This window comes from Nocardioides kongjuensis, from assembly GCF_013409625.1.
Classification (GTDB): domain Bacteria; phylum Actinomycetota; class Actinomycetes; order Propionibacteriales; family Nocardioidaceae; genus Nocardioides; species Nocardioides kongjuensis.
On the sequence record NZ_JACCBF010000001.1, the window covers coordinates 1296482 to 1322644 of the forward strand.

Below are 26163 nucleotides of genomic sequence, written 5' to 3' on the forward strand. Positions count from 1 at the left end.
GGGGACCAAGGACCCTGCCGGCGCGCCCTCGGCGCTCCTAGCGTCGATGAGTGAGACCACCGTGCCGGAGACCAGGAGGGTCGTTGCGATGTCGACCACACGCATGTCCACGTCGGAATCGCCCCGCGCGCCTGAGCCGCGTGGCGAGGACCGCCGGCTCGAGACCCAGCTGGCCGCCTGGACCTCCGAGGGGCTGATCTCCGCCGACCAGGCACGCCGGCTCCGGGAGGCCGAACGCGACGCCCGTGCCACGCGTGAGAGGGCACGGTCGTCGCTGGTGCCCGAGGCCCTGGGCTACCTCGGTGGCGTCGTGGTCGTGGTGGGCGCCGCGTTGCTCGCAGACCGGTTCTGGAGCGACCTGGACACCACCTGGCGGCTGGTCGTCCTCGGCCTGGCCGCGGTGGGACTGGTCACCGCCGGCACCTTCGTGCCCCGGGCCGCCGGCCCCGCCGGGGTTCGCCTGCGAGCGGTGCTCTGGGCCGCCTCGGTCGCCCTCGCGGCGGGTTTCCTGGCCGTGCTCACCGGCCAGGCGATGGACCTCGCGGAGCGGCCGGCCGCCGTGACCACCGGCGCAGGAGCGGTCGTCGTCGCCGTCGCACTGTGGCGCGCCCGTCCCACGATCCTCCAGCAGGCCGCGACCCTGGTCGCGGTGTCCGCGACGGCGGCGTCGGCGGTGGTCCTGGCCGACGAGCACAGCAGGGTCACAGGTCTCGGTCCGTGGGCGGTCGGCCTCGTGTGGCTGCTGCTGGCCCGGGGCGGGGTGCTCCGCCCGGCACGCACCGCGTTCTGGCTGGGCGCGGTGGCCTCGGTCGTCGGCGGGATCTTCGCGGCGGAGACCGACGCCGGCACGGTGCTGGCCCTGACCACCGCCGGTGGGCTGGTGCTGCTCGCCCTGCGCCTGCGCGACGTGCTGTTGCTCGGGGTGGGTGCCGCCGGCGTGCTGCTGGTGCTGCCGATGGCGGTCCGGGACTGGTTCGGCGGCTCGCTCGCCGCTGCGCTCGTGCTCATCGTCTCCGGCAGCGGACTCATCGGTGCGGGTGTGTGGATCGCCCGGACGGGTCGGGACGAGGGATCCCGGCACCGCAGGTACGACGACGGAGACCCGCGCCTCGCCGTGCTCACATCCCTCGTGGTGGTCGTGGCCGTGGCCCTGGTCGTCGGAGCGACCCGGTGAGCGCGCCGGTGGCCGACCGGGCCCCCGCCCGTGCCGATCACGGTGCGCCCGCCGGTCCGGCCAGCCCGATCCTGACGTTCCTCGGCGCAGCGGGGACGGTCACGGGCAGCTGCTTCCTGCTCGAGCACGATCGCAGCCGGGTCCTCGTCGATGCCGGGCTCTACCAGGGCCCTTCCGAGATGCGGCGCAGGAACTGGGAACCGCTACCGGTCGATCCGGCGAGCGTGGACGCCGTCCTGCTCACCCACGCCCACCTCGACCACTGCGGGCAGCTCCCACGGCTGGTCAAGGACGGCTTCTCCGGGCCGATCCACTGCAGCAAGGAGACGGCGGCGCTGGCCGCGATCGTGCTGAGGGACAGTGCCCACCTGCTCGAGGAGGAGGCGCGCTACGCGAACGAGGCCGGCTGGTCTCGGCACCGGCCCGCGCTGCCGTTGTACACCGCGGACGACGTCGAGCGAACGCTGCGTCGGTTCGCACCGCTGCCGTACGACGAGCACGTGGCGCTCACCGGATCCGTGGGTGTCCGGCTCCACCCGGCAGGGCACATCCTCGGCTCGGCGACGATCGAGGTCGACATCGCGGGCGACGTCGTCGTCTTCAGCGGCGATCTCGGCCGCGCCGGGCACCCGCTGCTGGAGCCACCGCCTCCGCCCGCCGCGGCGACCGCACTGGTGCTCGAGTCCACCTACGGCGACCGCGTGCACCCCGAGGCGGAGCCCGGCGTCCTCGCCGGTGCCGTCCGGCGCACCGTCGCCCGCGGCGGCACCGTGCTCATCCCGGCGTTCGCCGTCGACCGGACCGAGCTCGTGCTGCTCGAGCTCGAGCGGCTCGAGCGGGCCGGGGCGATACCGCGGGTGCCGGTCCACGTCGACAGCCCGATGGCGCTCGAGGCGCTGGGGGTCTACCTCCGGGCCCTGCACGAGGGTTCCTCGCAGCTGAGGGCCGACCGGGCGGAGGCGCTGGAGAGGTTGCGAGCGCTCGACCTCCACGCCGTGCGCGATGCTGCCGAGTCCCGTCGTCTCAACGACCCCGAGCAGCCGTGCATCATCGTCTCGGCCTCCGGGATGGCGACCGGCGGCCGCGTCGTCCACCACCTGGCCCACCAGCTCCCGGATCCGCGCAACTGCGTGGTCCTCACCGGCTACCAGGCGCCCGGTACCCGGGGGCGTCAGCTCCAGGACGGCGCCCGGCACCTGAAGATCCACGGTCACTACGTCCCAGTGCGGGCCGAGGTCGTCGACGTCCCCGACTTCTCGGTGCACGCCGACGCCGACGACCTCGTGGCCTGGGTGGCCTCGGCCGCCGCGCCCCCGACGACGGTGTACGTCGTCCACGGCGAGCCGGCCTCGTCCGCGGCGCTCGCGGAGCGGATCGAGGACGAGCTGGGCATCTGCGCGGTGGTCCCCATGCTCGGCGAGCGGGTGCGCGTGGACTGAGAGGGAACACCGGCGAACAGCCCTTGGCCCCCGCAGCTGCTCACGCTGAGTTCAGGACGCGATCACGAGATGGGGCGCTGGACGTCGTGTCGCGCTCTCGGCGAGCCGGTGCCGGACGAGCTCCTCGCACAGAGCCATCCGCTGCCCGTCGTCCCGGTGGTACGCCTGCAGCAGCTGCTCGGCACGTAGGACCGCGGCCAGCACCTGGCCGGCCGGGACCGCACCCGCGTACTCGAGGATCAAGCGGTCAGCGAGGTGTTGGCGGGCCTCGCGGCGCGCTCGCGGGTCCGACATGGGCAGCCTCCTTGCACTCAGCGACCACCTTGCATCCCCGCTCGCAAGCGGAGCAGGGTCCAAGGTCCCGAGATCGGCGGGTACCCGGCGGGGTGCGTGTCATGCCCCGCGCTGGTTCTCGGGGCAGATGTGGCTGGACTCGGCCGCTGATCACGGGCAGCCGGTGGGCACCACGGTCACCGCCGACGGCCGGTGTCGAGCTCGGCCCATTCGTTCTCCCAGTCGCGGAAGCGGTTCCGGTCGAGCAGCCATCGCAACGCGCGAAGCAGCACCAGGCTCAGGGCGACGACGCCGAGGAGCAGCCCCGATGCGGCGAGCGCAGCCAGCGCGAGCACGTTCCGCCCGGAGAGGGGCGGAGCGGTGAGGGCGCCGTTTCGCGTGCTCCAGACGGTCATCCGGTCGCCACGTCTGGTGCCGGCCGGTGCGAGGGTGATCGCTTCATGCCGCTCGCCCGCCCTGTCGGTCCACGCGACACGCGCGGTGGTCACGACGACGGACCGGGCGGCGCTCAGGGAAGGGTCGTCCACGACCGTTGCCGTGTGATGCTCCCTGCCCGCGAAGTCACGAGCAGCCCTGGTGGACAGGTGGTCCTGCGCCAGCACGCCGGCCACCATCGCGAAGGGGACGGTGACAGCGCAGAGGACCAGGGCCGCCAAGCGCGCACGGGCCTCGACGTGGTCGCTGCGTCGGCACAGTGGATTGCGGTCGAGCCCGATCCGGCGGACCAGGTTGCCGCTCGACGGACGGCCTACCCGCGTGAAGTCGTGCATCGGCCTCCATCTCCTCCGCATCGGTGTCGTGCTCCTCGAGTCGATCCCACTCCTGCGAGCCCCTGAGCGACAGGGGCAAGGGATCGGGACCGGGAGGGACCAAGGTCATGACGGGACCAAATGCCTCCGGCCTCCCGACGCCGGACCCTGCAGCGGCGCAGCCCGCGGCCGACACGATCGCAGTGAGTCACTCCCGAGTCCGGAGGTTCTGCCATGCAGGTCGACAACCGCGCCCCCGTCGTCGTCGCGACGGACGGAACCGCACGCAGTGCCGGGGCGCTGCGGTACGGCGTCCACGAGGCACGACGCCGCTCCGTGGTCCTCAGGATCGTCCACGTCGCGCCACCGGCGGCGCTGTCCGAGCCGATGTTCGGCTTCGCACCGGAGATCGCGCAGGACCTGCGGGCCCACGGACGCTCGGTCCTGGACCGTGCCGAGACCACCGCCCGTTCGCTCGAGCCCGGCCTCGACGTCGAGACCGTCCTCGCCGCCGGCCCGCAGGTGGACGAGCTGGTGGAGGCGGCGCGCGCAGGCCAGATGGTGGTCCTCGGTCGCGAGGCGAGGAGCGGGCTCCAGCGGTTGCTGACCGGAGCGACGACAGCGGCGGTGGCGGGACGTACCTCGGTCCCGACGGTGGTCGTCCCCGGTGACTGGCAGCTGGTCGAGCACGGGCGGATGGCCGTCGGCATCGAGTCCGAGGAGTGCGCACGGCCCCTCCTCGCCCGCGCCTTCGAGCGAGCAGCACAACGCGGCGCGCAGCTCGTCGTGACCCATGCCTGGGACCTGCCTGTCCCGAACAGCGACGTGATCGATCCCCAGCGCTACGTCCAGGAGTGGCGCGCCGCAGGAGCCCACCTGCTGTCGACCGTCCTCGAGGAGTGGCGGCAGGCCTACCCCGGAGTCGCGGTCGAGACCGTGGTGGTCCACGGTCAGGCCGCTCACGCGCTGGTCGCGGGAGCCGAGGCGAGCGACCTCCTGCTGATCGGGCGTCGCCCGCACGGTCCGTTGCACTGGGCGCACCTCGGTGCGACCGCCCGGGCCGTCCTGCGTGCGTCGCGCGTGCCGGTGGAGGTCGTTCCGCTCGGCACGAGTGCCGACGGATGACGGCGATCGTCCCACCGGTCCGGCAAGGCGGGGGGCTGACCTCCGGTGAGGCTGCCCGGCGCCTCGAGCGGGACGGCGAGAACGTGGTGCCCCGTGCCGCACCGCGCAACCTGCCCGGAAGGGTGGCCCGCCAGCTCGCCGACCCGATGATCCTCCTGCTCTGCGCGGCGCTGGGGGTCGTGCTGGTGCTGGGTGACCGGGTGGATGCGGCGATCATCGGCGCGGTCGTGGTCCTCAACACGGTGATCGGGGTCGTGCAGGAGGTCCGCGCCGAGCACGCCGTCGCCGTGCTGGACGAGCTCGCCTCGCCCGAGGCCCGGGTGCGACGCGACGGCCGGTACGTCGAGCTGCCTGCGGCCCAGCTGGTGGTCGGAGACGAGGTACGGCTCGAGGCCGGCGACGTGGTTCCTGCGGACCTGTCGCTCGTCGAGGCAGTCGCGCTCGAGGTCGACGAGGCTGCGATGACGGGGGAGTCGGTACCGGTGCGGCGCGACACCGGTGCGGAGGTCCTGTCCGGCACCGTCGTCACCCGGGGCCGTGCGGTGGCCGAGGTGGTGCGCACCGGAGCCGAGAGCGGGCTGGGCCGGATCGCCGGCCTGATCGCGGCCACGGGCCTGCGCCCGACCCCGCTGCAACGCCGGCTGTCGCGGCTGTCGCGACAGCTGGTCTGGATCACCGCCGGACTCGCCGCGCTCGTGCTCGTGCTGGCCGTCCTCCGCGGAGCACCCTTGGCCGACTCCCTGATCCTCGCCGTCAGCCTCGCCGTCGCGGCGATCCCCGAGTCCCTCCCGGCGGTGGTCTCGGTGGCGCTCGCGCTCGGGGCCCTGCGCATGGCGCGCAGGTCGGCGATCGTCCGGTGGCTGCCCGCGGTGGAGACGCTGGGCTCGGTCTCCGTGCTCGCCTCCGACAAGACGGGCACCCTGACGGAGGGCCGGATGGCGGTACGCCGGACCTGGACGGCCGAAGGTGGCTGCGAGGTCGACGGCCCGGCCTACGGACGCGGCGGCGCGCTGCGGGGCGAGAGCGCCAACGGGGCGGCAGTCGAGCGGCTGCTGCGCGACGTCGTGCTCTGCAACGACGCACGGCTGACCCCCGCCGGGGACACGTGGACCGGGATCGGGGACCCGTTGGAGGTGGCGCTCCTGGTGGCCGCCGCACGCCTGGACGAGCGGCTCCTGGAGGCGTCCCACGAGTGGCGCCGGATCGACGAGGTCCCGTTCGACAGCGAGACCCGCTCGATGACGACCGTGCACGAGAACGACGCAGGAGCCCGCCTGTCGGTGGTCAAGGGTGCGCCGGAGGTCGTCCTGGACCGGCTCGCGGACACCGCAGGGGCGAACCGGGCGCGTGCCGAGGCGCAGGCGATGGCCCGAGCCGGTCTGCGTGTCATCGCGGTCGTCGAGGTACCGGTGGCCGGGGCACCGGAGCTCGCCGGTCTGATCGGCATGCTCGACCCGCCCCGCGACGACGCCGCGGCCGTCGTGAGCGCCTGCCGGGCCGCCGGGATCCGGCCGCTCCTCGTCACCGGCGACCACGCCGAGACAGCGCTCGCCGTCGCCCGTCAGGTCGGCATCGCCCGCCCCGACGGCGAGGTCGTCGACGGCGACGTCGTGGCGCGCGGTGAGCACGTCGACCGGGTCGACCGGATCGACGTGTACGCACGGACGCATCCCGAGCAGAAGGTCGACATCGTCGACGCTTGGCAGGCGCGGGGCCACGTGGTCGCGATGACCGGCGACGGGGTGAACGACGCACCCGCACTGCGGCGGGCCGACATCGGGGTCGCGATGGGCCGGCACGGCACCGAGGTGGCCCGACAGGCGGCGGACCTGGTGCTGGCTGACGACGACCTGCGGAGTGTCGTCACGGCCGTGGCCGAGGGGCGGCGGATCTATGCCAACATCCGGACCTTCCTGCGCTACGGACTCTCCGGCGGGCTGGCCGAGGTGCTGGTCATCCTGCTCGCGCCCTTCGTCGGCATCGCGACGCCGCTCCTCCCGGGGCAGATCCTGTGGATCAACATGCTCACCCACGGCATTCCCGGCGTGGCCTTCGGCGGTGAGCCGCTGGACCCCCGCCTCATGCAGCGACCGTCGCCGTCGCCGGAGCGGTCGGTGCTCGGCGACGGACTGGTGCGGCGCATCCTGGTGGGAGGTGCCATGATCGCCGCCGTCAGCATCGCCGGCGGTCTGCTGGCCAGGGCGTTCGCGTGGCCGACCACGACCGTGGTGTTCCTGACGCTCGGGCTCGCACAGCTGGCCCTGGCCCTCGCCCTCCGCGCACCGCGGTCGACCCGCGGGCTCGGCGAGCGGGCACTCGAAGTGTCGGTCGCTGTCGCGATCGGCCTGCAGGTCCTGGCCGCGTCCTGGACGCCGTTGCAGGACCTGCTCGGCACCCGGACGGTCGAGCCGGCGGCCTGGGCCGCCGTGCTCACCCTCGCGCTGGTCCCGGGCGTCGCGGTCAAGATGACGACCGATCGGCGCCGTGGCCGTACGGCTCAGCCCGCGTCGTCGCCGGGATCGGGAGCCAGTCCGTCCTGGAAGTGATGGACCTCGGCATCGGGGCCGGGGAAGAAGACCGTCTCGTGTCCGTTGTCCGACCAGCGCACGACGTACGGCGGGCTGCCGTCGGCGTGCCTGACCTGCAGGATCTCGCCGTCGCGGACCGGTCCGCCGACCCGGTTGCTGCGGACGATGAGCCGATCACCGACGGTTGCGTACATGTGGTGCTCCTCTGCTCGGGACGCGGTCGCGCCGTTCACGTCGACTCTCGGACGTGGCTCGACGGCCCGACAGAGCCGGAGGTCCTCCTCCCCGGGTGACGTGCGTCCTTGCTGGGCCCGGCCGGGCCGGCGCACGATGGCACGGTGCGGGCGTGGGAGGTGTCGGGAGCACCCGGCCGGATGGGGCGGCTGCGCCCGGTCGACCGGCCGGTGCCGGTTCCGGGGGAGGACGAGCTGCTGGTGCGGGTGACGGCCTGCGGCGTGTGCCGCACCGACCTGCACCTCGCCGACCTCGAGCTCCCTCCGCGGCGCCCGGGCGTCGTACCCGGTCACGAGGTGGTCGGGGTCGTGGTCGGCTCGGGGGCGTCCACCTCTCGCTTCGGCGTCGGCACGCGCGTCGGGTTCGCCTGGTTGCGCTCGACCTGCGGGCGTTGCGCCTGGTGCCGGCGTGGCGCGGAGAACCTGTGCCGCCGCGCGGCGTTCACGGGCTGGGACGCCGACGGAGGCTTCGCCGAGCACGCCGTCGTGCCGGAGGCGTTCGCCTACGAGCTGCCGGCCGTCTTCTCGGACGAGGAGGCGGCACCACTGCTGTGCTCGGGCATCATCGGCTACCGCGCGTTGCGGCGGGCCCAGGTGCCGCCGGGCGGCCGGCTCGGGATCTACGGCTTCGGCGCCAGCGCCCACCTGACCGCCCAGATCGCGGTCCGCGAGGGGGCCGAGGTCCACGTCCTCACCCGCGACGCCGAGGCGCGCGCGCTCGCTCTCGAGCTCGGTGCCGCCTCGGCCGGGCCCGCTGACGGGCGCCCGCCGTGCGAGCTGGACAGTGCGATCCTGTTCGCTCCGGTGGGAGAGCTGGTTCCTGTCGCGCTCGAGGCTCTCGACCAAGGTGGCACCCTGGCCGTCGCGGGGATCCACCTCAGCGACATCCCCCCGCTGGACTACCAGCGGCACCTGTTCCGTGAGCGCACGCTGACCTCGGTCACCGCCAACACCCGCGCGGACGGCGAGGAGCTGCTGCGGCTCGCGGCCGCTCTCGACGTGCGACCGTCGGTGACGACCTACCCGTTCTCCGCGGTCGACCGTGCCCTGGACGACCTCGCGCACGGCAGCTTCGCGGGAGCTGCGGTGGTCCGGATGCCCGAGGCGTGAGCAGGACCTTCGGTCGGGTCGCCCGGTGACCTTCGGTCCTGCCGCGGGTCGTCGCCGAGGGGCATGATCGGAGATGCGGCAGACCCCGGTCCTTCGACCGGTCGAACCCGCACGTGCCGGCCCGCCGGCAGCCGCGAAGTGTTGGTGGTCACCGACCACAGACCCGCCGTCGTCACGACGGATGCAGCGGCCGCGACGGCGGGCCGGCCGCTGTCCGCACCGACGGTGGCCGAGGAGGGAAGCACCATGGCGGCGATCGTGGAACAGGTCGTCGCAGGATCGGGTGCGCACCGGAGGTCCCGGCGCGACCGCGCCGCCGAGCACCCCTGGCAGGAGGACGGTGTGGACATCGTCCTCGACGTCGACGTGGAGGAGGTCGTCCCGATCGCGCTCGCGCTGATCCTGGCCAAGGGCGTCGAGTGACGCACGTTCCCCAACACTCGGACGGGAATGCGGTGTTTCGCACGGCCAGGGCTGTCCCGCCACACCGGGCCTGTCCACGGCCTCGCCTGTCCATGGACCCGGGGCGATGTGAGCCCGGGTGAGCCCGGCCCCGCCAGGGAACGCGGTCAGCGCCGCACGAGCCGCAGCCCAGCAGAGCTCTTCCCGGACGCGCTCGTGGCGTGGTCCAGGCGCGGCTGCGGCGGGGGTCGTGGAGGTCAGCCGGGAGACCTCGTCACCACCGTGATGAGGTCACATCGTGAAGGTCGACGAGGCACCGGTGTTGGCCTCGACGTCCAGCACGGATGCCTCGAAGAGCGCGTGGGCGAGCCCGCTGAGCGCCCGGCACACAGCGAGCTCGTCGCCGATCTCGGGGGCGTCCCGGTCGTCCGGGCTGCGTCGTGCGACACCGGTGCTGCGGACCTCGGTGCCTGCTGTGGTGCGCAGCACCGCCTCCGCCCGGGTCCGGGGTCCGTCCTCGGACAGGTGGATCTCGACGTGCCAGGTCGTCACGTGCATCTCGCTCTCCTTCGTTCGTCAAGGTGACGGGGACGGGCGGCTCACCGGACGATGGCCACCGGGCACTGGGCATGGCCCAGGACGTGCTGGCTGACCGATCCGAGCAGCATCTCGCTGAACGCATCGCGGCCGCGGGACCCGACGACGACCAGCGAGGCGGCCCGACTCGCGTCGACGAGGACCTGTCCGGCGCGCACGGGGATGGCCTCCGGCTCGATCTCGACGTCGGGGAACTCGGCGGCGCACTCGCGGCACAGGTCCTTCACGAGCTGCTCCGCTGCCGCGCGCCGACGGTCTGCGACCTCCGACTCGGCACCGTCGAACGTCAGCACGTGGGCGAGTGCGGAGAAGTAGCCGTGGACGGCGCTCACCTCCTCGCCGGTGCGCCGCGCCCGCTCGCAGGCGAAGCGAAGGGCCTTCGCTGACGCCGGCGAGTCGTCGACGCCGACCACGATCCGGTCCACGACCGTCGAGTGCCGTGGCCGTACGACGACAACCGGACAGGCGGCGTGACGGGCCAGGTGCTGGCTCACCGATCCGGTCCACGTCCCGGTCGCGAGTCCGTGGCCGGCACTTCCGACGACGAGCAGGGATGCCTTCTCCGCCGCGGCGAGGAGCTCGGGCACGACCGTCCCGTGCCTGACCTCCACCGTGGCGTCGGCACGTCCCAGGGCAGCCAGCCGCTCGCTGAGACCTGCTCTCCAGTCCTCGACGGCTCGGTCCATCACGTGCCGGTAGCCGCTGAGGACCGGGTCCATGGCGGTGCCGACGAGGACGACCCGCAGCTCGGCAGGCGCGTCGCTCCCGTTCGCAGCCTCCTGGGCGGCCCACGTGAGCGCGGCGTCGGCGCCGGATGATCCGTCGTACCCGACGACGATGCGGGAAGGGCTCTCGGTCATGGCACCAGCCTGCGCCCGGAGCCGGCCGCCCTCCAGGGCCCAAGGACACCAAATGGAGGGGACGGAGGGCCATGGTCCCGAGCCGACGTCAGTCGTCGACGAGGCGCCGGCCACTGATCTGCGTGGGCTGGACCCGGACGTAAACCGGACGGAAGCCCCGCGCCCACGGGAGCGGGCGGGTGGACCTCAGGACGGGCAGGTCCTCGCTCTCGACGTACGACGACGTGCCGCGCACCAGCACGCTCCACCCGGTCTGGTGGAAGTCGTCGAGCCGGTCGACCTGGAAGGAGACCTTGGCCTCGTTGAGGCGCAGGCACATCTCGCTGGCCGGCGAGACCCGGAACAGGACGCTCTCGCCGTCCATCCGGAAGTTGACCGGGAGTGCGACCGGTCCCTCGTCGTCGGCGAACACGATGCGGCCGACCCGGGCCACTCCCAGCAGCTGTAGGCACTCCGAGCGGGGGATGTCGTGGAGGGTGGCCTGCTGCAGGTCCTCGTAGGCGTCCATGTCAGTGCTCCGTCTTCTCTCTGGCTTCTCTGGCTTCTCTGGTCCCTCAGGCGAGGAGGCGCCCGCCGTCGACGACGATCTGGGCGCCGGTGACGTAGGAGGACAGGTCGCTGGCGAGGAACAGGGCGGCGCGGGCGATGTCGTCGGGTACGCCGATCCGGCGCATCGGCACCTGGGCGAGGAAGGCGTCCAGGACCGCCTTCGGGTCGACGCCCGCGCCGCCCGCAGCCTGCATCGAGGCCACGCCGGGCGTCGCGATCGCACCGGGTGCGATGGCGTTGACCCAGATGCCGTGCGGGGCGAGCTCGAGGGCCAGGTTCTTCGTGAAGCCCCACACGCCGTGCTTGGACGCGTCGTAGTGCGCCAGCCCCACGCTGGAGGGGTGCAGTGCGTCGATCGAGGTCACGTTGATGATCCGGCCACCGGTCTCCTGGTGGCGCATGCGCAGAGCGGCCTCTCGTGAGCACAGGTAGACGCCACGCAGGTTGGTACGGATCACCCGGTCGAAGTCGTCGGGTGTCATGTCGAGCACGGGCACGCTGGGGAAGATGCCGGCGTCGTTGACCAGGATGTCGACGCGGCCGCGCCAGCCGATCGTGTCAGCGACCAGCCGGTGCACGTCGTCGGCGTCACCGACGTCGGCGTACATCGCCATCGCCGAGCGCCCGTGCTCGACGAGCTCCTTGGCCGTCGTCTCCGCCGCCTCGAGGTCGGCATCCGCGACGACGACGGACGCGCCTGCCTCGGCGAGCCGCTCGACGATGCCGCGACCGATGCCCATCGCGCCGCCGGTGACGATGGCCGTGCGGCCCGTCAGGTTGATCAGGTCGGTGATGCTCGGGGAGCTGATGCTCATGACGTCTCCTCTGGACTCGTTCGGTGGTGCTGACGCGGGACCGAGGTCAGCGCAGGACCGGGAACCGGCGGACGAGCGGGACCTGCGACCAGGCGTGCCCCATGCCCCAGGTGGCACCTGCGCCGGTCAGGCCGAGCACGACCATGCTGACAGCGCCGAGCAGGTGGTCGTCGAGGACGGGGTTGTTGGCCGGCGGCAGGACGACGCTCCACATCAGCACGTACATGACGAAGCCGGCCAACGTGCCCAGACGCATGGCGATGCCGAAGGTCAGCGCGACCCCGATCGCCAGCAGGCCCAGCATGAAGGCCCAGTCGGCGAACGCGGTGCCGGCCAGTCCGTTCCAGAAGCCCTTGAACGGGCCGTCGGCCGCGAAGCCGAGGAACCCCTGGGTGGGGCTGCCGCCGTGGATCCAGGCGGCGTCGCCGAAGCGGTCGACGGTGCCGTCCTGGGCGACGCCGGTGGCGTACCCGAGGGCCAGGAGCTTGTCGACGAAGGCCCACAGGAAGGTCAGGCCGAAGCCGATGCGCAGCACACCGAGAGCCCGCCGCGCGGCGGTGTCGGCGACCGCGGTCTCCTCGGTGTGGTCGATGAGGTGGTGGAAGTGGCTGGTGAAGGTGGTCATGGCGACGCTCCTCGCTGGTTGGTACGTCGAGTCGACCAGCGAGCGGGGGTGCCGGGTCAGGGGCGCAGGTCGCGCAGCCGGGGGACGAAGGTCCTTCGAGCTGCCGCCACCGTGCCGCCGAGGCGTGGGCGGGAGGCGGCCCTCGGAATGGTGACCCCCTGACGCGGCGGATCCCCAAGTCGGGTCATGGCAAACGGCGCGTGACGCAGTCCGATGGGAGTGCTCCCACGTCCGCTTCCCAAGGGGGGAACAGCATGTCCCGAACCCAGCGCTCCCACCGAGCGCGGATCCAGCTCCGGCGCCGCCGCTCGCTCGCGATCCTCAGCTGTCTGGTGCTGGCCGTCGCGGCCGCACTCCTCCCGTCCGGGCCGGCCCGGGCGGCCACCAACCCCTTCAACATCGACGGCAGCGTGCCCGATGCCGGCACCGTCCAGCTCAACGACCCGTTCGGGGCCGTCAAGGAGCTCGGGCCCAAGAACGGGACCTCCACCAAGATCGGCGTGATCCACACCGCCGCCCCGCCGATGCTCGACACCACCAACCCCAACGGGCAGGTCGACCTGCGGCGCGCGTGGCTCGACCTCAAGCGCGACAGCGACAACAACGACTGGGTCTACTTCGCGTGGGAGCGCGATGCGAACACCGGGAGCGGCTTCATCGCCTTCGAGTTCATGAAGAGCGGCGTCCCGGCGGCCTGCAACGGTTACAACAACACCGAGGCGCAGCTGATCGCGAGCTGCAACCCGTGGAAGGACCGGCAAGCCGGCGACTTCCTCATCCTGTGGGACCAGCAGGGGTCCAGCACCACGCTCTACAAGCGGGTCTGGCAGCAGTCCGGCTCCAACCTCGTCCTCGGCGCCAGCCAGACGATCGTCAACGGCGAGGCGAAGTTCAGCGCCGACGGCTTCAAGGGTGAGGCCGCGGTGAACATCACCGCCGAGGGCCTCTCGACCGCCGGCGCCTGCGTGTCGTTCGCGAACGTCATCCCGAGCACGGTCACCGGCAACTCCGACCAGGCCGACTACAAGGACACGATCCTCCAGGTGCTGCCGCCGATCAGCAACTGCACGGCCACCATCGTGACCACGCCCAAGGACGGCTCCGGAGCGGCGATCCCGGCCGGCGGGCTGTCCATCGGCACCGGCGTCACCTCGGTGAAGGACTCCGCGACCATCAGCCTGGCCGGAGGCTCCGCGACACCGAGCGGATCGGTCTCCTTCTTCTTGTGCCAGCAGGCCAGCGGGACCTGCACGACGGGCGGCACCTCGGTCGGGTCGGTCAGCATCGCCGGCGGCACCTTCCCCAAGACGGTGAGCTCGCCGACGGCGTACGTCACCTCGGCTGGACGCTACTGCTGGCGGGCCGAGTGGCCGGGCGACGCAGCCAACGGGATCCCCGCGACGAGCGACTCCGCGGCGACCGAGTGCTTCACGGTCAACCCGGTGACGCCGACGCTGTCGACCACGGCCGGCGCTGACGTCGTACTCGGCAACGCCGTGACCGACAGCGCTGCGCTCGGCGGCACGGCGACCCGGCCGGCCACGCCGGTGATCAACCTGACCGGCACGGCGGGACCGGCAGCGGACGGGACGATCACGTTCAAGCTGTACGGCCCGAGCGACACCGGCTGTGGTGCGCTGGTCTTCACCTCGAGCACGGTCCCGGTGAGCGGCAACGGCACCTACAACGCCCCGTCGTTCACCCCCACCGCGCCGGGGAACTACCACTGGGTGGCCGTCTACAGCGGCTCCTCGCCCAACACCTCGGCCGTCACGCACAACGCCGTGTGCACCGACACCGACGAGGACGTGACCGTGTCCGACGTGCCGTCGTCGATCTCGACGGCCCAGCGCTGGGTGCCGAACGACTCCGCTACGGTCTCCGCCCCTGCCGGCGGGAACCTGAGTGGGACCGTCCACTTCGCCCTCTACGCCAACGGCACCTGCTCCGGCTCGGCGATCTACACCGAGGACAAGGCCGTCAGCGGTTCGTCGCCGCGGACGGTCTCGACGTCGAACACCACCGCGCAGGACGCGACAGGCACGTTCTCGTGGGGCGTCAGCTACGACAGTGACAACCCGGCCCAACGCGACATCCCGGCGAGCTGCCAGGAGACGTCGTCGCTGACCGTGGCGAACGGGAGCAGCGTCTCGAGTCCCTGATCCTGGAGGAACGGGAGGCGGGGCGGCACCCGAGGCCGTGCCGCCTCCCGTCCGGGCCACGAGCCGGCGAGGGCTCAGGCGGGAACCTTGTCGAGGAACCCGTGCACGTCGCGGATCCGGCCGTCCTCGTCGAGCACGACGACGTCGAACCCGACGACGACCGGCTCGGCGCCCGCCGGCCCGAGCCCCCACTGGAACCGGATCCTGTCGTGGTGGCCGTCCACGGCACCGACGGGCGTGAAGACGAACCCCGGGAACTGGGCGTGCACGCCGTCGACCAGGGCGTCCAGCCCGGCGTGCCCGGACACCTGGGCGAGCGGGTCGGTGTAGCTCACGTCGGGCGAGAAGTGCTCGACCAGGAGCTGCTCCCGGTCGGCGGGCGCGGCGTTCCAGGTGGCGAGGTAGGCGTCGACGAGGTGGTTCATGGTCTGCTCCGTTCGGTGCTGGTCGGGTGGGACGGGCACCACCGTGGCCCGACCCGGGGGAGCAGGGCCATGACCTCCGAGGTCATGGGGCGTCGGCCGGGGGCTGCCTAGGGTGGGGCCATGACCACGCTCGTGGACGGTCCGCAGGTCGGCCCGATGCTCCGCTCGTGGCGCGAGCGACGCCGGTTCAGCCAGCAGGAGCTGTCGAACCTCTCGACGGTCTCGACGCGCCACCTGAGCCGGGTGGAGACGGGCCGAGCGCACCCGACGCCGGAGATGATCCTGCACCTGGCCGACAACCTCGAGGTGCCGCTGCGTGAGCGCAACCAGCTGCTGCTCGCGGCCGGCTACGCACCGCGCTACTCCGAGCAGTCGCTCGACGACGGTTCGCTGGCGGTCGTGATGGAGGGCCTGCGCGGCCTGCTCGACGCGCACCTGCCGTACCCCGCGGTGCTGCTCGACGACCACTGGGACGTCGTCGACGCCAACACCGCCATCGGTGTGCTGCTCGCGGGTTGCGGGGCCGCGCTGCTCGAGCCGCCGGTCAACGTCGTCCGGCTGTGCCTGCACCCCGACGGGCTCGCCTCGCGGATCGAGAACCTCGACCAGTGGGCCGGCCACCTGCACCACCAGGCGCTCAGTCGCGCCGAGCACACCCACGACCCCCGCCACCACGCCCTGGTCGCCGAGATCGTCCGGCTGTACGGCGGCACCCCCCGCCTCGACGCCTCGCTCGGCCCGGTGCTCAGCCTCCAGCTGCGCACCGACGACGCGGTCCTGCGGATGTTCAGCACCTCGGCCCAGCTGACCACCGCCACCGACGCGGCCCTCGAGGGGCTGCGACTCGAGACGTTCCTGCCGGCCGACCGCGCGACCAGGGAGTTCTTCGCGGGATAGGTTCGGTCCGTGCAGACCACCCAGATCCGGCTCGCCGCGCGCCCCGTCGGCGAGCCCACCGACGACGACTTCGCCTTCGTCACCGAGGAGCTCCCCGCCCTCGAGGACGGCCAGGTCCTGCTGCGGACGATCTACCTCTCGCTCGACCCCTACATGCGCGGCCGGATGAGTGCCGCGAAGTCGTACGCCGAGCCGGTGCCGGTCGGCGGGGTGATGGTCGGGCAGACCGTCTGCGAGGTGGTCGAGAGCCGTTCGGAGCGCCGCGCGGTCGGGGACGTCGTCCTGGCCTACACCGGCTGGCAGACGTACGCCGTCGCCGACGCCCGGCACACCCGCCGGCTCGACCCCGACGCCGCGCCGGTCTCCACCGCCCTGGGCGTGCTCGGCATGCCGGGCTTCACGGCGTACGCCGGGCTCCTGGAGATCGGCCGCCCGCAGCCGGGAGAGACCGTGGTCGTGGCCGCGGCCACCGGACCGGTCGGCTCGGCCGTCGGCCAGATCGCGCAGATCAAGGGTGCCCGCTCGGTCGGCATCGCCGGGGGAGCCGAGAAGGTCCGCGCGCTCACCGAGGAGTTCGGCTTCGACGTCGCCCTCGACCACCGTTCCCCGACGTTCCACGAGGACCTCGCCGCCGCGACGCCCGACGGCATCGACGTCTACTTCGAGAACGTCGGCGGCACCGTTGCCGACGAGGTGACCCGGCGGCTCAACCGGTACGCGCGGATCCCGGTCTGCGGCCTGGTCGCCAACTACAACGCGACCGAGGCGCCGGCCGGGCCGGACCGGCTGCCCGGGTTCATGGCCCGGGTGCTCACCTTGAGCCTGACCATCCGCGGCTTCATCCAGAGCGAGTTCGAGGCGACCCTGACCGAGTCGTTCCAGCGCGACATGACCGCGTGGGTCCGCGACGGGAAGGTCCGCTACCGCGAGGACGTCGTCGAGGGCCTCGTGAACGCGCCCGAGGCGTTCCGCGGCCTGCTCGTGGGACGCAACTTCGGCAAGCTGCTGGTGAAGGTCGGAGAATGACCACCATGGAGGAGCGCACTGACTTCGAGTCGGAGGCGGCCCGGGTCGCCGCGGCGATCCGCGACCAGATCCTCGACGGGACCCGCGTGCCCGGCAGCAAGCTGGTCGAGCGCGACCTGGCCGACGAGCTGGGCGTGAGCCGGGTGCCGGTCCGCGACGCGCTCAAGACGCTGGTCACCGAGGGCCTGGTCACGCCGCGGCCGCGCACCTGGGCGGTCGTGCGGGAGTTCTCCCCGGCCGACGTCGCCGACCTCAACGAGGTCCGCTCGGCGCTCGAGGTGCTCACCTTCCGCCTGGCCGCGAACCGCCGTACGCGTGACGGGTTGGCGCGGCTGCGGGCGGTGCTCGACACCGAGCACGAGGCCGTGAGGCGCAAGGACACCGCCATGGCGCGGCGAGCGGCCGCCGACTTCCACGAGCAGGTGACCATGCTCGCCGGCAATGAGCTGCTGCACGAGATCGGTGGCTTCCTCAAGAGCCGGATCCGCTGGCTGCTCCTGCAGCACGAGGACGTCGACGGCGTCGCCGACGAGCACCAGGCGCTCTACGACGCGATCGCCGAGCGCGACGTCGCCCGGGTGAGCACGCTGATCCTGGCCCACATGGGCAACATCCGCTACCTCGACGACCCGGCCTGGCGCGACGAGGACCCGCTGCTCGGGGGGATGGCGGGCGTCGAGTCCGCGGGGTGAGCCCGGTGGGCGGGCGGGGGTTCCCCCCATCCGCATCAGGATGGTATACCAATCCGGTGTGATGACGACCGTGCGGTCGTCGCGCGCCGATTCGATGGCATACCAACTTCCGGGCAGCCCGACGCCCGGCCCAGCAGAGAGTCCTGCCGATGACGACCTCCACGGGATCCCCGTCCGGTACCGACCGGGACCAGGCGCCCGGGCGCGAGCTCGAGTCCGAGTTCGAGCACAGCCCCGTCCCCGAGACGCACCGCAAGTCGCTCCTGACGGTCTCGGCCGTCTGGTTCGGCTTCCCGATGATCCTGACCAACGCAATCCCCGGCGGCCTGGTCGTCGCGCTGCTCGGCTTCTGGCAGGGTGTCGCGGCGATCCTGGTCGCCAACGCCATCATGTTCGTCTACGTCAGCCTGCTCAGCTACCGCGCCGGCCAGACCGGCAAGAGCTTCGCGCTGCAGGCCACCGAGACCTTCGGCACCCTCGGCTACGCCATCGCGTCCGGATTCCTCGCGACGGTCGTGGTCGGCTGGTTCGCCTTCAACACCGGCGCGACCGGGGCCAGCCTCAACCAGGCCTTCGGCTGGAACGAGACGCTCGTCGTGCTGGTCGCCGGCACCGCCTTCATCGCCGTCACGTACGTCGGCATCAAGGCCCTCTCGTGGCTCGGTGCCGTCGCTGCGCCGCTGTTCATCGTCGCGGTGGTCGTCGCGATCGTGGTGGCCGCGAGCACGGCGGACTTCTCGCAGGTGACCAGCTACGCCGGGGTCGGCGGGGGAGCGATGACCTTCGGTGTCGCGGTCACCTCGATCATGGCGACCTTCGCCGACTCCGGCACGATGACCGCCGACTTCACCCGCTGGTCGCGCAACGGACGTGAGGCCGTGCTCGCCACCGTCACCGCGTTCCCCGTCGCCAGCCTGGTCGCCCAGCTCAGCGGCGGCATCCTGGTCGCGGCCGGCGCCATCGCCAACGCCAGCGCGGTCGGCGGCGACTTCACGCCGATCCTCACCGGCGAGGACAACGTCGTGCTCAACGCCTTCGTCGTGGTCTTCGTGCTGATCAACCTCGGCTCGGTCTGCACCCACTGCCTCTACAACGGCGCCCTCGGCTGGTCGCACCTGACCCGCTCGACGATGCGGCTGCTCACCCTCGTGCTCGGCGTGCTGGGCGTGGTCGTCGCCCTGGCCGGCGCCTGGCACCACTTCGTGAGCTGGCTGGCCTTCCTCGGCGTCCTCGTGCCCCCGCTCGGCGCGGTCCTCATCGCCGACCAGGTCCTGCTCCGCAGCCGTCTCGCCGGGCGCGCCGAGTCGCCCGTCCGCGTCACCGCGTTCCTGGCGTGGGCGATCGGCGCCGGCGCCGCGGTGATCGTCCACTACTCCGCGGACTTCCTGTCCGACGCGGTGGTCGGCCTGGTCGTCGGGCTGGTCGCCTACCTCGTCATCGAGAACGTCAGGACGCCAACCCGCGCGTGAGCGCCCGCAGGCACCGGACGGCCAGCTCCACCGGTGCCGCGGGACTCTCGCCCTGCGCCCAGTCCTCCAGCGACACCCGGATCGCGTCCGTCGCCGCAGCCGCCACGAGCCTCAGCTCGAGCGGGTCGGTGGCGGGCGCGATCGTCTCGAGGACCGGCGCCAGCCGCGCCTCCGAGTCGCGATTGACCCGGTACCAGACGGCGGCCAGGTCCGGATCCTCCTCGGCTGCGCGCAGCAGGCCGCGCACCCACGGGAGGTCGGCGGAGCTCGCGTCGCCGGCGCCGAGCGAGTCGCGGATCGCTGCCTCGACGGCCGGGATCAGGGGTACGCCGGGCTCGGTCGCCGCCAGCCGCGCCCGCCAGGCGTCACCCCCGACCGTCAGCAGCGGCGCGACCGCGTCCTCCTTGGTCCGGCTGTAGCGGTAGAAGGTCCGCAGCCCGATCCCGGCCGCTGCCGCGATCGCCTCGGCCGTCGTACCCGCGGCGCCGTGCTCGGTGAAGAGCCGGGCGGCCACGCGCGCGATCTCGAGCTGCGTCGCTGCCCGGCGACGCTCGGTCAGGCTCGAGGTCTCGCTCACAGGGACGAGCCTAGCGATTTCTCCTCGCTAGCGGGCATATTGTGCCGTCATGGCACGTTGTGCCAATCGATCGCGATGACACCGAGGCCACCGCGACGAGCGAGAGGAATTTCGAGATGAACCGTTACGAGGGACGCCGGGCTCTGGTCACCGGAGGCGGCTCGGGCATCGGCCAGGCCACCGTGCTGCGCATGCTGGACGAGGGCGGCAGCGTCGTGGCTGCCGACGTGAGCGAGGCCGGTCTGGCCGACACCGTCACCAAGGCGGCGGCGCTGGACGGCGACGCGACCGGCCGGCTGACCACGGTCGTCATGAACATCGCCGACGAGGAGTCGGTCAGGTCCGGGGTCACCGCCGCCGTCGAGGAGCTCGGTGGGCTGGACGTCGTCGTCAACGCGGCCGGCATCCTGCGCTCGAGCCACACGCACGAGACCAGCCTCGAGTCGTTCGAGCAGGTGCTCCGGGTCAACCTGGTCGGCACCTTCCTCGTCATCCGCGAGACCATCCCCGCGCTGCGCGAGGGCAAGGGCGCCGCGGTCGTGAACTTCAGCTCCACCTCGGCGATGTTCGCGCACCCGTACATGGCGGCGTACGCAGCGAGCAAGGGCGGCATCCAGTCGATGACCCACGCGCTCGCCTCCGAGTACGCCGGCGCCGGTATCCGCTTCACCTCCGTCCAGCCCGGCTCGATCTCCTCGGGCATGACCGACGGCTCGGGCGCGAGCGGGCAGAGCGCCGGCCCGGGCCTGCCGGAGGACGCCGACATGAGCCTGTTCCTGAAGCTCGCCCCTGCCCTCGGCCAGGGCTTCGCGGGCCCCGAGACCGTCGCCGGCGTCGTGGCGATGCTCGCCAGCGAGGACGGGGCGTTCATCACCGGCACCGAGGTCCGCATCGACGGTGGCACCCACTTCTGAGAGCGGTGGGTGTCAGTTTCACCGGTCGACCGGTGAAACTCGCGCTTGGACGAGGAAGCATCCTCGTCCAAGCGCCAGTTTTGTCGTCCAGCCCTGACAGTTTCGTCGGTCAAGCGTCAGTTTCACCGGCCGGCCGGTGAAACTGACGCGGGGCCCCCTTGCGGTAGATGTTACCGCCAGTAGCATGTAGTCATGGCGCAGGGCGTGGACGTGACCACCTACCAGGACCAGCTGCGGACCCTGTCCGAGGCGTCGGTGGAGCACCACTTCGACGCCTTCGTCGACATCGCGTGGGACGACCCGGCGTACGCCGTCGACCCCCAGGACCCGCGCTGGATCCTGCCCGACGTCGACCCGCTCGGGCGGACCTCCTGGTACCGCGGGCTCCCGCGGGAGCGGCAGATCGAGGTGGGCTTCTACCGGCAGACCAATGTGGTCAAGGTCGGCCTGCAGTTCGAGCAGGTGCTCATCGCGGGTCTGATGATGTACTGCCTCGACCTGCCCAACGGGCGCGCCGAGTTCCGGTACTCCACCCACGAGGCGACCGAGGAGTGCCACCACACCCAGATGTTCCAGGAGTTCGTGAACCGGACCGGCCTGGACGTCCCCGGCGCGCACAGCCTGTTCCGCGCGCTCGGTCCCTTCCTCCCGCTGGCCGCCAAGCACCTGCCCTTCATCTTCTTCGTCGGCGTCCTCGGTGGCGAGGAGCCGATCGACCACGTGCAGAAGGTGATGCTGCGCTCGGGCGCCCCGATGCATCCGCTGCTCGAGCGGATCAGCCAGATCCACGTCGCCGAGGAGGCCCGCCACATCGGCTTCGCCCACCAGTTCCTCGAGCACCGGGCGCCCCGGCTCAACCCCCTGCAGCGCGGGCTGGCCTCGGTGCTGACCCCGGTGCTGATGCGCGTGCTGTGCGACGCGATCGTCGTGCCCGGGCCGAGGGCGATCCGCGACATGGGCATCCCGCGCGAGGTCGCTCGCGAGGTGTGGTGGGAGAGCGCGGAGTCGCGGAAGTTCCTGCGCGACATGTTCGGCGACGTCCGGATGCTCGCCGAGTCGACCGGCCTGATGAACCCGGTCTCGCGCCGGGTCTGGCGGGCGCTGGGCATCGCCGGGCGTCCGAACCGGTTCCGGAGCGAGCCGGCGCCGGCCGCGGACTGAGAAGACCTCGTCCGTTGTTCTCATTTGAGGCTCTAAAGTGAGAACAACGACTACACTGTTCTCATGTCGTCCGACGGTCGTGGCGCGGCAACGCACCTCGGCGTACCTGCGCACGGGACCGTGGAGGTCCCGTGGCGCCAGCTCCACCGTGGCGGCACGGCCGAGGACCGCAAGCTGCGCGCCGTCGTCACCTCGATCCCGCCGGAGATCGCCGGCCTCGACCTGTGGGTGCCGGCGGCCCTCGCCGCCGAGTGCGACGAGGCGATTCGCGCGATGGCGGCGCTCGACGCCACCCGGGGCGACCACCTGCGCCCCCTCGCGACGTTGCTGCTGCGCGCCGAGTCCGTCGCCTCGTCGAAGATCGAGCACGAGGAGGCCTCGATCGAGGACTACGCCCGCGCGCTCCACGGGAGCCGGGCCAATGCGTCGGCGACGTCGATGGTGGCAGCGGGAGGGGCGGTCGACCACCTGCTCGAAGGTCCGATCGACGTCGACGGCCTGACGCGGGCGCACGGCCTGCTGATGGCTGCCGACCCAGCCGAGGCGGCGTACGCCGGGCGGTGGCGCGACATGCAGAACTGGATCGGCGGCTCCAACCACTCTCCGCGCGGAGCGCTCTACGTGCCGCCGCCGGCGACGACGGTCTCTCGCCTCATGGACGACCTGGTCGACTTCGCGAACCGCACCGACGTCCCCGTCGTGATCCAGGCCGCCGTGGCGCATGCGCAGTTCGAGTCCATCCACCCCTTCACCGACGGCAACGGCCGGATCGGCCGAGCGCTGGCGGCCGCGGTCGTACGACGTCGCGGCGTCGCCCGCCACGTCGTCATCCCGACCGCGTCGGCACTGGTCGCCCAGCGCGAGCGGTACTTCGCCGCACTCGACGCCTACCGGGCCGGTGACGCCGGACCGGTGGTCCTCGCCTTCGCCCGCTCGGCCCGGATCGCGGCGGAGGAGGCGCACGCGACCGCCGACCTCCTCGCGGCGCTGCCGGACGGCTGGCGCGAGCAGGCCGGCCGCCCGAAGGCCGGCACGGCAGCGGCACGGCTCATCGAGGACCTGGTGGCGGAGCCGATCTTCACCACCGACGAGGTCGAGCGCCGGCTCGGCGTCCCGGTGGCGAGCGCCTACCGCGCGGTCGAGCGGCTGGCGTCGGCCGGGATCGTCCGGCCGCTGACCGACCGCAAGCGGAACCAGGTCTGGGGTGCGGCCGACGTGCTGGACGAGCTCGACGACCTCGGTGTGCGCATCGGCGTACGGGCGCGGCGCGACCTCGCCTGATCGTCAGCTCAGGTACCAGTCCGGCAGCTCCCCGGGCCGCAGGTCCGTCTCGTCGCCGGGCCGGGTGAGCGTGAGCACCGCGCGCACGATCTCCGGCCGGTCGTGCAGTGCGTCGGCGATCGCGCCGAGCCGCCCGGCGACGTCGGACTCCGGGGCGTCACCCTCCAGGTCGACGGCGGCGACCAGGAAGATCCGGTCCGCGCCGACCCACTCCATGTGCAGGTAGCTGATCCGCGCGATCTCCGGGTGCTCGAGCAGGGCGCGCAGTGCGATGTTGCGGGCCAGCGGCGTGACCGCCTCGCCGGTGAGGAAGTCCATGTTGCGGCGGATCAGGAAGAGCGCGACCACACCGAGCAGGATGCCGACCAGGATCGAGCCGAGCGCGTCCCACACGGGGTCGCCGGTGAGCTGGTGGAGCAGGATGCCGACGAACGCCACGACCAGGCCGACGAGCGCGGCGAAGTCCTCGGCGAAGACCGCGCGCAGCATCGGGTTCGAGGTGATCTTGAGGTAGCGCAGCGGATGCAGCCGACGCGGCACGGCGGCGTCACGGGCCTGGCGCAGCGCCTGCAGGAAGGACGTGCCCTCCAGCAGGAACGCCACCGCGAGCACGGCGTACGCCCAGGCGTACGACGGCGCCTCCTCCTCCGCGTGCAGGGACTGGACGCCGTGCCAGATCGACACCGCGGAGCCCACCGAGAAGAGTCCGAAGGCGGCGAACATCGACCAGATGTAGCCGACCCGGCCGTAGCCGAGGGAGTGCTCGGCGTCCGGTGGCCGGGCGGCCTTGCGCTCGCCGACGAGGAGGAACACCTCGTTGCCGGTGTCGGCCCAGGAGTGGGCGGCCTCGGCGGTCATCGACGCCGAGCCGGTCACGCCGGCGGCCACGGACTTGGCGACGGCGATCAGGGCGTTGGCGGACAGGGCGACGAGCACCGTGACCAGGCTCTCGCTGCGCTCGGTGGACGTCACCCGGCCATTGTGATGTCTCAGGCGGCCCCGTCGGTGAGGCTGCGCCGCATGTCGACGACCCACTGCTTGTAGGCGACGTGCGAGGCGCGCAGGGCGTCGCCCGGCCAGTCGTCGGGCAGCAGCGAGGCCGGTAGCACCGGGTCGGCGAGCAGGTGGCGCCCCGAGGTGGCACAGGCGGTGAACCGCAGCACCGGGTCGTCGGTGGCGGTCGCGTCGAGCAACCGACGGGCGGTCGCGGCCCACCCGTCGAGGTCCCACAGGCGAGCACACAGCGACGCCGGCTCGGCGGCGGGGGCCGCGCCGGTGAACCGCTCGCACACCTCGCTCACCGCCTCCGGCCAGGCCAGGTCGAGGTTGGCCGGCCGGGCCCACAGGCCCTCGCGGAGCTCGGCGAGCCTCAGGTCGCTCAGCGCGGCGCGCAGCTCGGCGCGGTCGCTCGCCGTCCGCCCGGCGGTGGTCACCGCGACCAGGTCCCAGGTTCGGTCCCACTCCCGCAGCGACGGGTGGGCGGCCTCCTCCTGCCGTCGCTGGCGTACGACGAGCCGCTCGGAGAGCCGGTAGGCCCCCTCCTCGTCGCGGACCACGTCGCCGGCGGTGGTCATCCGCGAGAGTGCGACGCGCACGGTCGGCTCCGCGAAGCCCACGACCGAGGCGGCCGCGACCAGCTCGCGGGTGGTCAGGCGCGGGACCTCGGCGCCGAGCAGCAGGGTGAGCAGCGCGGACCGGGTCGAGACGGGCTTGAGATCAGGCATGACGACAGGGATGTTACAGAACTCCGACGGCCGTCGCTCGCCTGTTGTGACCTATATCTAACACTCTTGGCACAACTGTCCGTCATATGTAACGGTGCCGCCATGACGGAGACAGCGCAGACACCCCAGCAGCGCCTTGCTGGACGCACCCTGATGATGTCCGGCGGCAGCCGGGGGATCGGACTGGCCATCGGGCTGGCGGCGGCGCGCGAGGGCGCCAACGTCGTCCTCCTGGCGAAGACCGACGTGCCGGACCCGCGGCTGCCCGGCACCGTGCACACCGCGGCCGCCGAGATCGAGGCCGCGGGCGGCCAGGCGCTCGCCGTCGTCGGCGACGTCCGCGACGAGGCGTCGGTGGCGGACGCCGTCGCGCGCGCCGTCGAGCGCTTCGGCGGCATCGACATCTGCCTCAACAACGCCTCGGCGATCGCCCTCGACAGCACCGAGGAGCTCCCGGTCAAGCGCTTCGACCTGATGACCCAGATCCAGCTGCGGGGCACGTACCTGCTGACCCGCGCCTGCCTGCCCCACCTGCGCACCGGCACCAACCCGCACGTCCTCTCGCTCAGCCCGCCGCTGAACCTGTCGCCGCAGTGGCTCGGCAAGCACCCGGCGTACACGTTGGCGAAGTACGGCATGTCACTGCTGACCCTCGGCTGGGCGGCGGAGTACGCCGAGGCGGGTGTCGCCGCCAACTGCCTGTGGCCCGAGACGCTGATCGCCACCTCCGCCGTGCAGAACCTGCTCGGCGGCGACGCGGCGATGCAGAAGGCGCGCACGCCCGAGATCATGGCCGACGCCGCGATCGAGGTGCTGACCCGTCCCTCGCGCGAGTTCACCGGCAACGCCGTGCTCGACGTCGACGTGCTGCGCGAGGCCGGCGTGAGCGACCTGTCGTCGTACGGCGGCACCGGGGAGCTCGAGTACGACATCTTCGTGGACCCGCCGGCGGGGCAGACCCGGTGAGCGGTCCGCGCGACGCGTTCGCCGCGACCCTCGGCGTCGACGTGGTCGGGTACGGCGGCGGCCGGGCCGAGGCACGCGTGACCGTCACCGACGACCACCTGAACCCGCACGGCACCGCGCACGGCTCGTTCCTCTTCTCGCTGGCCGGCATCGCCCTGGCGGCGGCCGCCAATGACGCCGAGCACTCGGGCGTGGTCAGCGCGGTGCACGTCGACTACGTGCGCCCGGCTCGGGCGGGCGACGCGCTCGTGGCCACGGCCGAGGTCGCCGAGCGGCTGGCCAGGGAGGACCTGTTCGTCATCCGGGTCACCCACGGGGACGAGCTGGTGGCCCGGGCCAACGGGCGGGCCAACCGCCGCACCCGCTGAC

Annotated in this window: 28 protein-coding genes; 16 read left to right on the forward strand and 12 right to left on the reverse strand. The window is 72.5% G+C overall.

The features are described 5' to 3' along the window. The first annotated feature begins 88 nt into the window (after positions 1 to 88). Together BJ958_RS06140 and BJ958_RS06145 are read left to right on the forward strand one after the other, a co-directional pair. Entirely contained in the window at positions 89 to 1174 is a 1086-nt protein-coding gene (locus tag BJ958_RS06140; RefSeq protein ID WP_179726027.1) for a DUF2157 domain-containing protein, read from the forward strand. Then, positions 1171 to 2613, forward strand: coding sequence for an MBL fold metallo-hydrolase (locus BJ958_RS06145; RefSeq protein ID WP_343052585.1), 1443 nt, complete (start codon positions 1171 to 1173; stop codon positions 2611 to 2613). The genes BJ958_RS06140 and BJ958_RS06145 overlap by 4 nt, the downstream gene beginning before the upstream one ends. A 51-nt stretch (positions 2614 to 2664) precedes the next feature. Here the strand turns inward: BJ958_RS06145 and BJ958_RS06150 are convergent, their stop codons facing one another. Together BJ958_RS06150 and BJ958_RS06155 are read right to left on the reverse strand one after the other, a co-directional pair. Further along, entirely contained in the window at positions 2665 to 2907 is a 243-nt protein-coding gene (locus tag BJ958_RS06150; protein ID WP_179726028.1) for a hypothetical protein, read from the reverse strand. Positions 2908 to 3083: 176 nt separating this feature from the next. After that, positions 3084 to 3677, reverse strand: a complete 594-nt coding sequence (locus BJ958_RS06155) for an Rv1733c family protein (protein WP_179726029.1) — start codon at positions 3675 to 3677, stop codon at positions 3084 to 3086. 213 nt (positions 3678 to 3890) lie between these two features. On the opposite strand from BJ958_RS06155, the gene BJ958_RS06160 reads away from it, so the two are divergent. Together BJ958_RS06160 and BJ958_RS06165 are read left to right on the forward strand one after the other, a co-directional pair. Continuing rightward, the gene (locus tag BJ958_RS06160; protein ID WP_179726030.1) at positions 3891 to 4781 is read left to right on the forward strand and encodes a universal stress protein; all 891 of its coding nucleotides are present in this window, start codon (positions 3891 to 3893) and stop codon (positions 4779 to 4781) included. Next, positions 4778 to 7327, forward strand: a complete 2550-nt coding sequence (locus tag BJ958_RS06165) for a cation-translocating P-type ATPase (protein WP_179726031.1) — start codon at positions 4778 to 4780, stop codon at positions 7325 to 7327. The genes BJ958_RS06160 and BJ958_RS06165 overlap by 4 nt, the downstream gene beginning before the upstream one ends. On the opposite strand, the gene BJ958_RS06170 is transcribed toward BJ958_RS06165, so the two are convergent. Next, on the reverse strand, positions 7279 to 7503 hold the full coding sequence (locus tag BJ958_RS06170; protein ID WP_179726032.1) for a DUF1918 domain-containing protein: 225 nt from the start codon (positions 7501 to 7503) through the stop codon (positions 7279 to 7281). The two genes, BJ958_RS06165 and BJ958_RS06170, sit on opposite strands and share 49 nt — an antisense overlap. Positions 7504 to 7647: 144 nt before the next feature. Here BJ958_RS06170 and BJ958_RS06175 point away from each other — a divergent pair, with 144 nt between their 5' ends. Beyond that, complete coding sequence (locus BJ958_RS06175) at positions 7648 to 8652, forward strand: zinc-binding alcohol dehydrogenase family protein (RefSeq protein ID WP_179726033.1); 1005 nt, start codon at positions 7648 to 7650, stop codon at positions 8650 to 8652. A 246-nt stretch (positions 8653 to 8898) separates the two neighbouring features. Continuing rightward, positions 8899 to 9075: a hypothetical protein gene (locus tag BJ958_RS06180; protein WP_179726034.1), complete on the forward strand. Its 177-nt coding sequence runs from the start codon at positions 8899 to 8901 to the stop codon at positions 9073 to 9075. A gap of 270 nt (positions 9076 to 9345) precedes the next feature. Here BJ958_RS06180 and BJ958_RS06185 read toward each other — a convergent pair whose 3' ends face one another. The 5 genes from BJ958_RS06185 to BJ958_RS06205 form a co-directional block, all read right to left on the reverse strand. Then, positions 9346 to 9612 carry a DUF1876 domain-containing protein gene (locus BJ958_RS06185; RefSeq protein WP_179726035.1) on the reverse strand — a complete coding sequence of 89 codons (267 nt, stop codon included), beginning with the start codon at positions 9610 to 9612 and terminating at the stop codon, positions 9346 to 9348. A gap of 41 nt (positions 9613 to 9653) precedes the next feature. Continuing rightward, a complete protein-coding gene (locus BJ958_RS06190; protein ID WP_179726036.1) occupies positions 9654 to 10511 on the reverse strand; it encodes a universal stress protein in 858 nt (285 codons plus the stop codon). A gap of 88 nt (positions 10512 to 10599) precedes the next feature. Continuing rightward, positions 10600 to 11019 carry a pyridoxamine 5'-phosphate oxidase family protein gene (locus BJ958_RS06195; protein WP_179726037.1) on the reverse strand — a complete coding sequence of 140 codons (420 nt, stop codon included), beginning with the start codon at positions 11017 to 11019 and terminating at the stop codon, positions 10600 to 10602. A gap of 46 nt (positions 11020 to 11065) precedes the next feature. Then, positions 11066 to 11875 carry an SDR family NAD(P)-dependent oxidoreductase gene (locus tag BJ958_RS06200; protein WP_179726038.1) on the reverse strand — a complete coding sequence of 270 codons (810 nt, stop codon included), beginning with the start codon at positions 11873 to 11875 and terminating at the stop codon, positions 11066 to 11068. Between the two features lie 46 nt (positions 11876 to 11921). Beyond that, positions 11922 to 12500, reverse strand: a complete 579-nt coding sequence (locus tag BJ958_RS06205) for a hypothetical protein (protein WP_179726039.1) — start codon at positions 12498 to 12500, stop codon at positions 11922 to 11924. 254 nt (positions 12501 to 12754) lie between these two features. Here BJ958_RS06205 and BJ958_RS06210 point away from each other — a divergent pair, with 254 nt between their 5' ends. Further along, positions 12755 to 14662: a hypothetical protein gene (locus BJ958_RS06210; RefSeq protein ID WP_218865622.1), complete on the forward strand. Its 1908-nt coding sequence runs from the start codon at positions 12755 to 12757 to the stop codon at positions 14660 to 14662. A gap of 74 nt (positions 14663 to 14736) precedes the next feature. On the opposite strand, the gene BJ958_RS06215 is transcribed toward BJ958_RS06210, so the two are convergent. Then, positions 14737 to 15087 (reverse strand): nuclear transport factor 2 family protein, encoded by a 351-nt coding sequence (locus tag BJ958_RS06215; RefSeq protein ID WP_179726040.1) that lies wholly within the window; start codon positions 15085 to 15087, stop codon positions 14737 to 14739. 120 nt (positions 15088 to 15207) lie between these two features. Between BJ958_RS06215 and BJ958_RS06220 the strand changes: the two genes are divergently transcribed. The 4 genes from BJ958_RS06220 (at position 15208) to BJ958_RS06235 (ending at position 19171) form a co-directional block, all read left to right on the forward strand. Continuing rightward, complete coding sequence (locus tag BJ958_RS06220) at positions 15208 to 15984, forward strand: helix-turn-helix domain-containing protein (protein ID WP_179726041.1); 777 nt, start codon at positions 15208 to 15210, stop codon at positions 15982 to 15984. Between the two features lie 9 nt (positions 15985 to 15993). Further along, positions 15994 to 17010 carry a zinc-binding dehydrogenase gene (locus BJ958_RS28965; RefSeq protein WP_179726042.1) on the forward strand — a complete coding sequence of 339 codons (1017 nt, stop codon included), beginning with the start codon at positions 15994 to 15996 and terminating at the stop codon, positions 17008 to 17010. Between the two features lie 5 nt (positions 17011 to 17015). Further along, a complete protein-coding gene (locus BJ958_RS06230) occupies positions 17016 to 17702 on the forward strand; it encodes a GntR family transcriptional regulator (protein ID WP_179726043.1) in 687 nt (228 codons plus the stop codon). Positions 17703 to 17851: 149 nt separating this feature from the next. Then, positions 17852 to 19171 carry a cytosine permease gene (locus BJ958_RS06235; protein WP_179726044.1) on the forward strand — a complete coding sequence of 440 codons (1320 nt, stop codon included), beginning with the start codon at positions 17852 to 17854 and terminating at the stop codon, positions 19169 to 19171. Here BJ958_RS06235 and BJ958_RS06240 read toward each other — a convergent pair. Continuing rightward, positions 19149 to 19748 (reverse strand): TetR family transcriptional regulator, encoded by a 600-nt coding sequence (locus BJ958_RS06240; RefSeq protein ID WP_179726045.1) that lies wholly within the window; start codon positions 19746 to 19748, stop codon positions 19149 to 19151. The genes BJ958_RS06235 and BJ958_RS06240 overlap by 23 nt on opposite strands. A 116-nt stretch (positions 19749 to 19864) precedes the next feature. On the opposite strand from BJ958_RS06240, the gene BJ958_RS06245 reads away from it, so the two are divergent. From BJ958_RS06245 to BJ958_RS06255, 3 genes are all read left to right on the forward strand, one after another. Beyond that, entirely contained in the window at positions 19865 to 20662 is a 798-nt protein-coding gene (locus BJ958_RS06245) for an SDR family NAD(P)-dependent oxidoreductase (RefSeq protein WP_179726046.1), read from the forward strand. A 192-nt stretch (positions 20663 to 20854) separates the two neighbouring features. Beyond that, positions 20855 to 21823, forward strand: coding sequence for an AurF N-oxygenase family protein (locus BJ958_RS06250; protein ID WP_179726047.1), 969 nt, complete (start codon positions 20855 to 20857; stop codon positions 21821 to 21823). Positions 21824 to 21886: 63 nt separating this feature from the next. Then, positions 21887 to 23104 (forward strand): Fic family protein, encoded by a 1218-nt coding sequence (locus tag BJ958_RS06255; RefSeq protein WP_179726048.1) that lies wholly within the window; start codon positions 21887 to 21889, stop codon positions 23102 to 23104. A 3-nt stretch (positions 23105 to 23107) separates the two neighbouring features. On the opposite strand, the gene BJ958_RS06260 is transcribed toward BJ958_RS06255, so the two are convergent. Continuing rightward, positions 23108 to 24076 carry a cation diffusion facilitator family transporter gene (locus tag BJ958_RS06260; protein WP_273517374.1) on the reverse strand — a complete coding sequence of 323 codons (969 nt, stop codon included), beginning with the start codon at positions 24074 to 24076 and terminating at the stop codon, positions 23108 to 23110. Between the two features lie 17 nt (positions 24077 to 24093). Further along, on the reverse strand, positions 24094 to 24828 hold the full coding sequence (locus BJ958_RS06265; protein WP_179726049.1) for a PaaX family transcriptional regulator C-terminal domain-containing protein: 735 nt from the start codon (positions 24826 to 24828) through the stop codon (positions 24094 to 24096). Positions 24829 to 24930: 102 nt separating this feature from the next. Here BJ958_RS06265 and BJ958_RS06270 point away from each other — a divergent pair, with 102 nt between their 5' ends. Together BJ958_RS06270 and BJ958_RS06275 are read left to right on the forward strand one after the other, a co-directional pair. Continuing rightward, positions 24931 to 25794, forward strand: coding sequence for an SDR family oxidoreductase (locus tag BJ958_RS06270; protein ID WP_179726050.1), 864 nt, complete (start codon positions 24931 to 24933; stop codon positions 25792 to 25794). Next, positions 25791 to 26162: a hotdog fold thioesterase gene (locus BJ958_RS06275; RefSeq protein ID WP_179726051.1), complete on the forward strand. Its 372-nt coding sequence runs from the start codon at positions 25791 to 25793 to the stop codon at positions 26160 to 26162. Before BJ958_RS06270 ends, BJ958_RS06275 begins: the two co-directional genes overlap by 4 nt. The last annotated feature ends 1 nt before the right edge of the window (position 26163 follow it).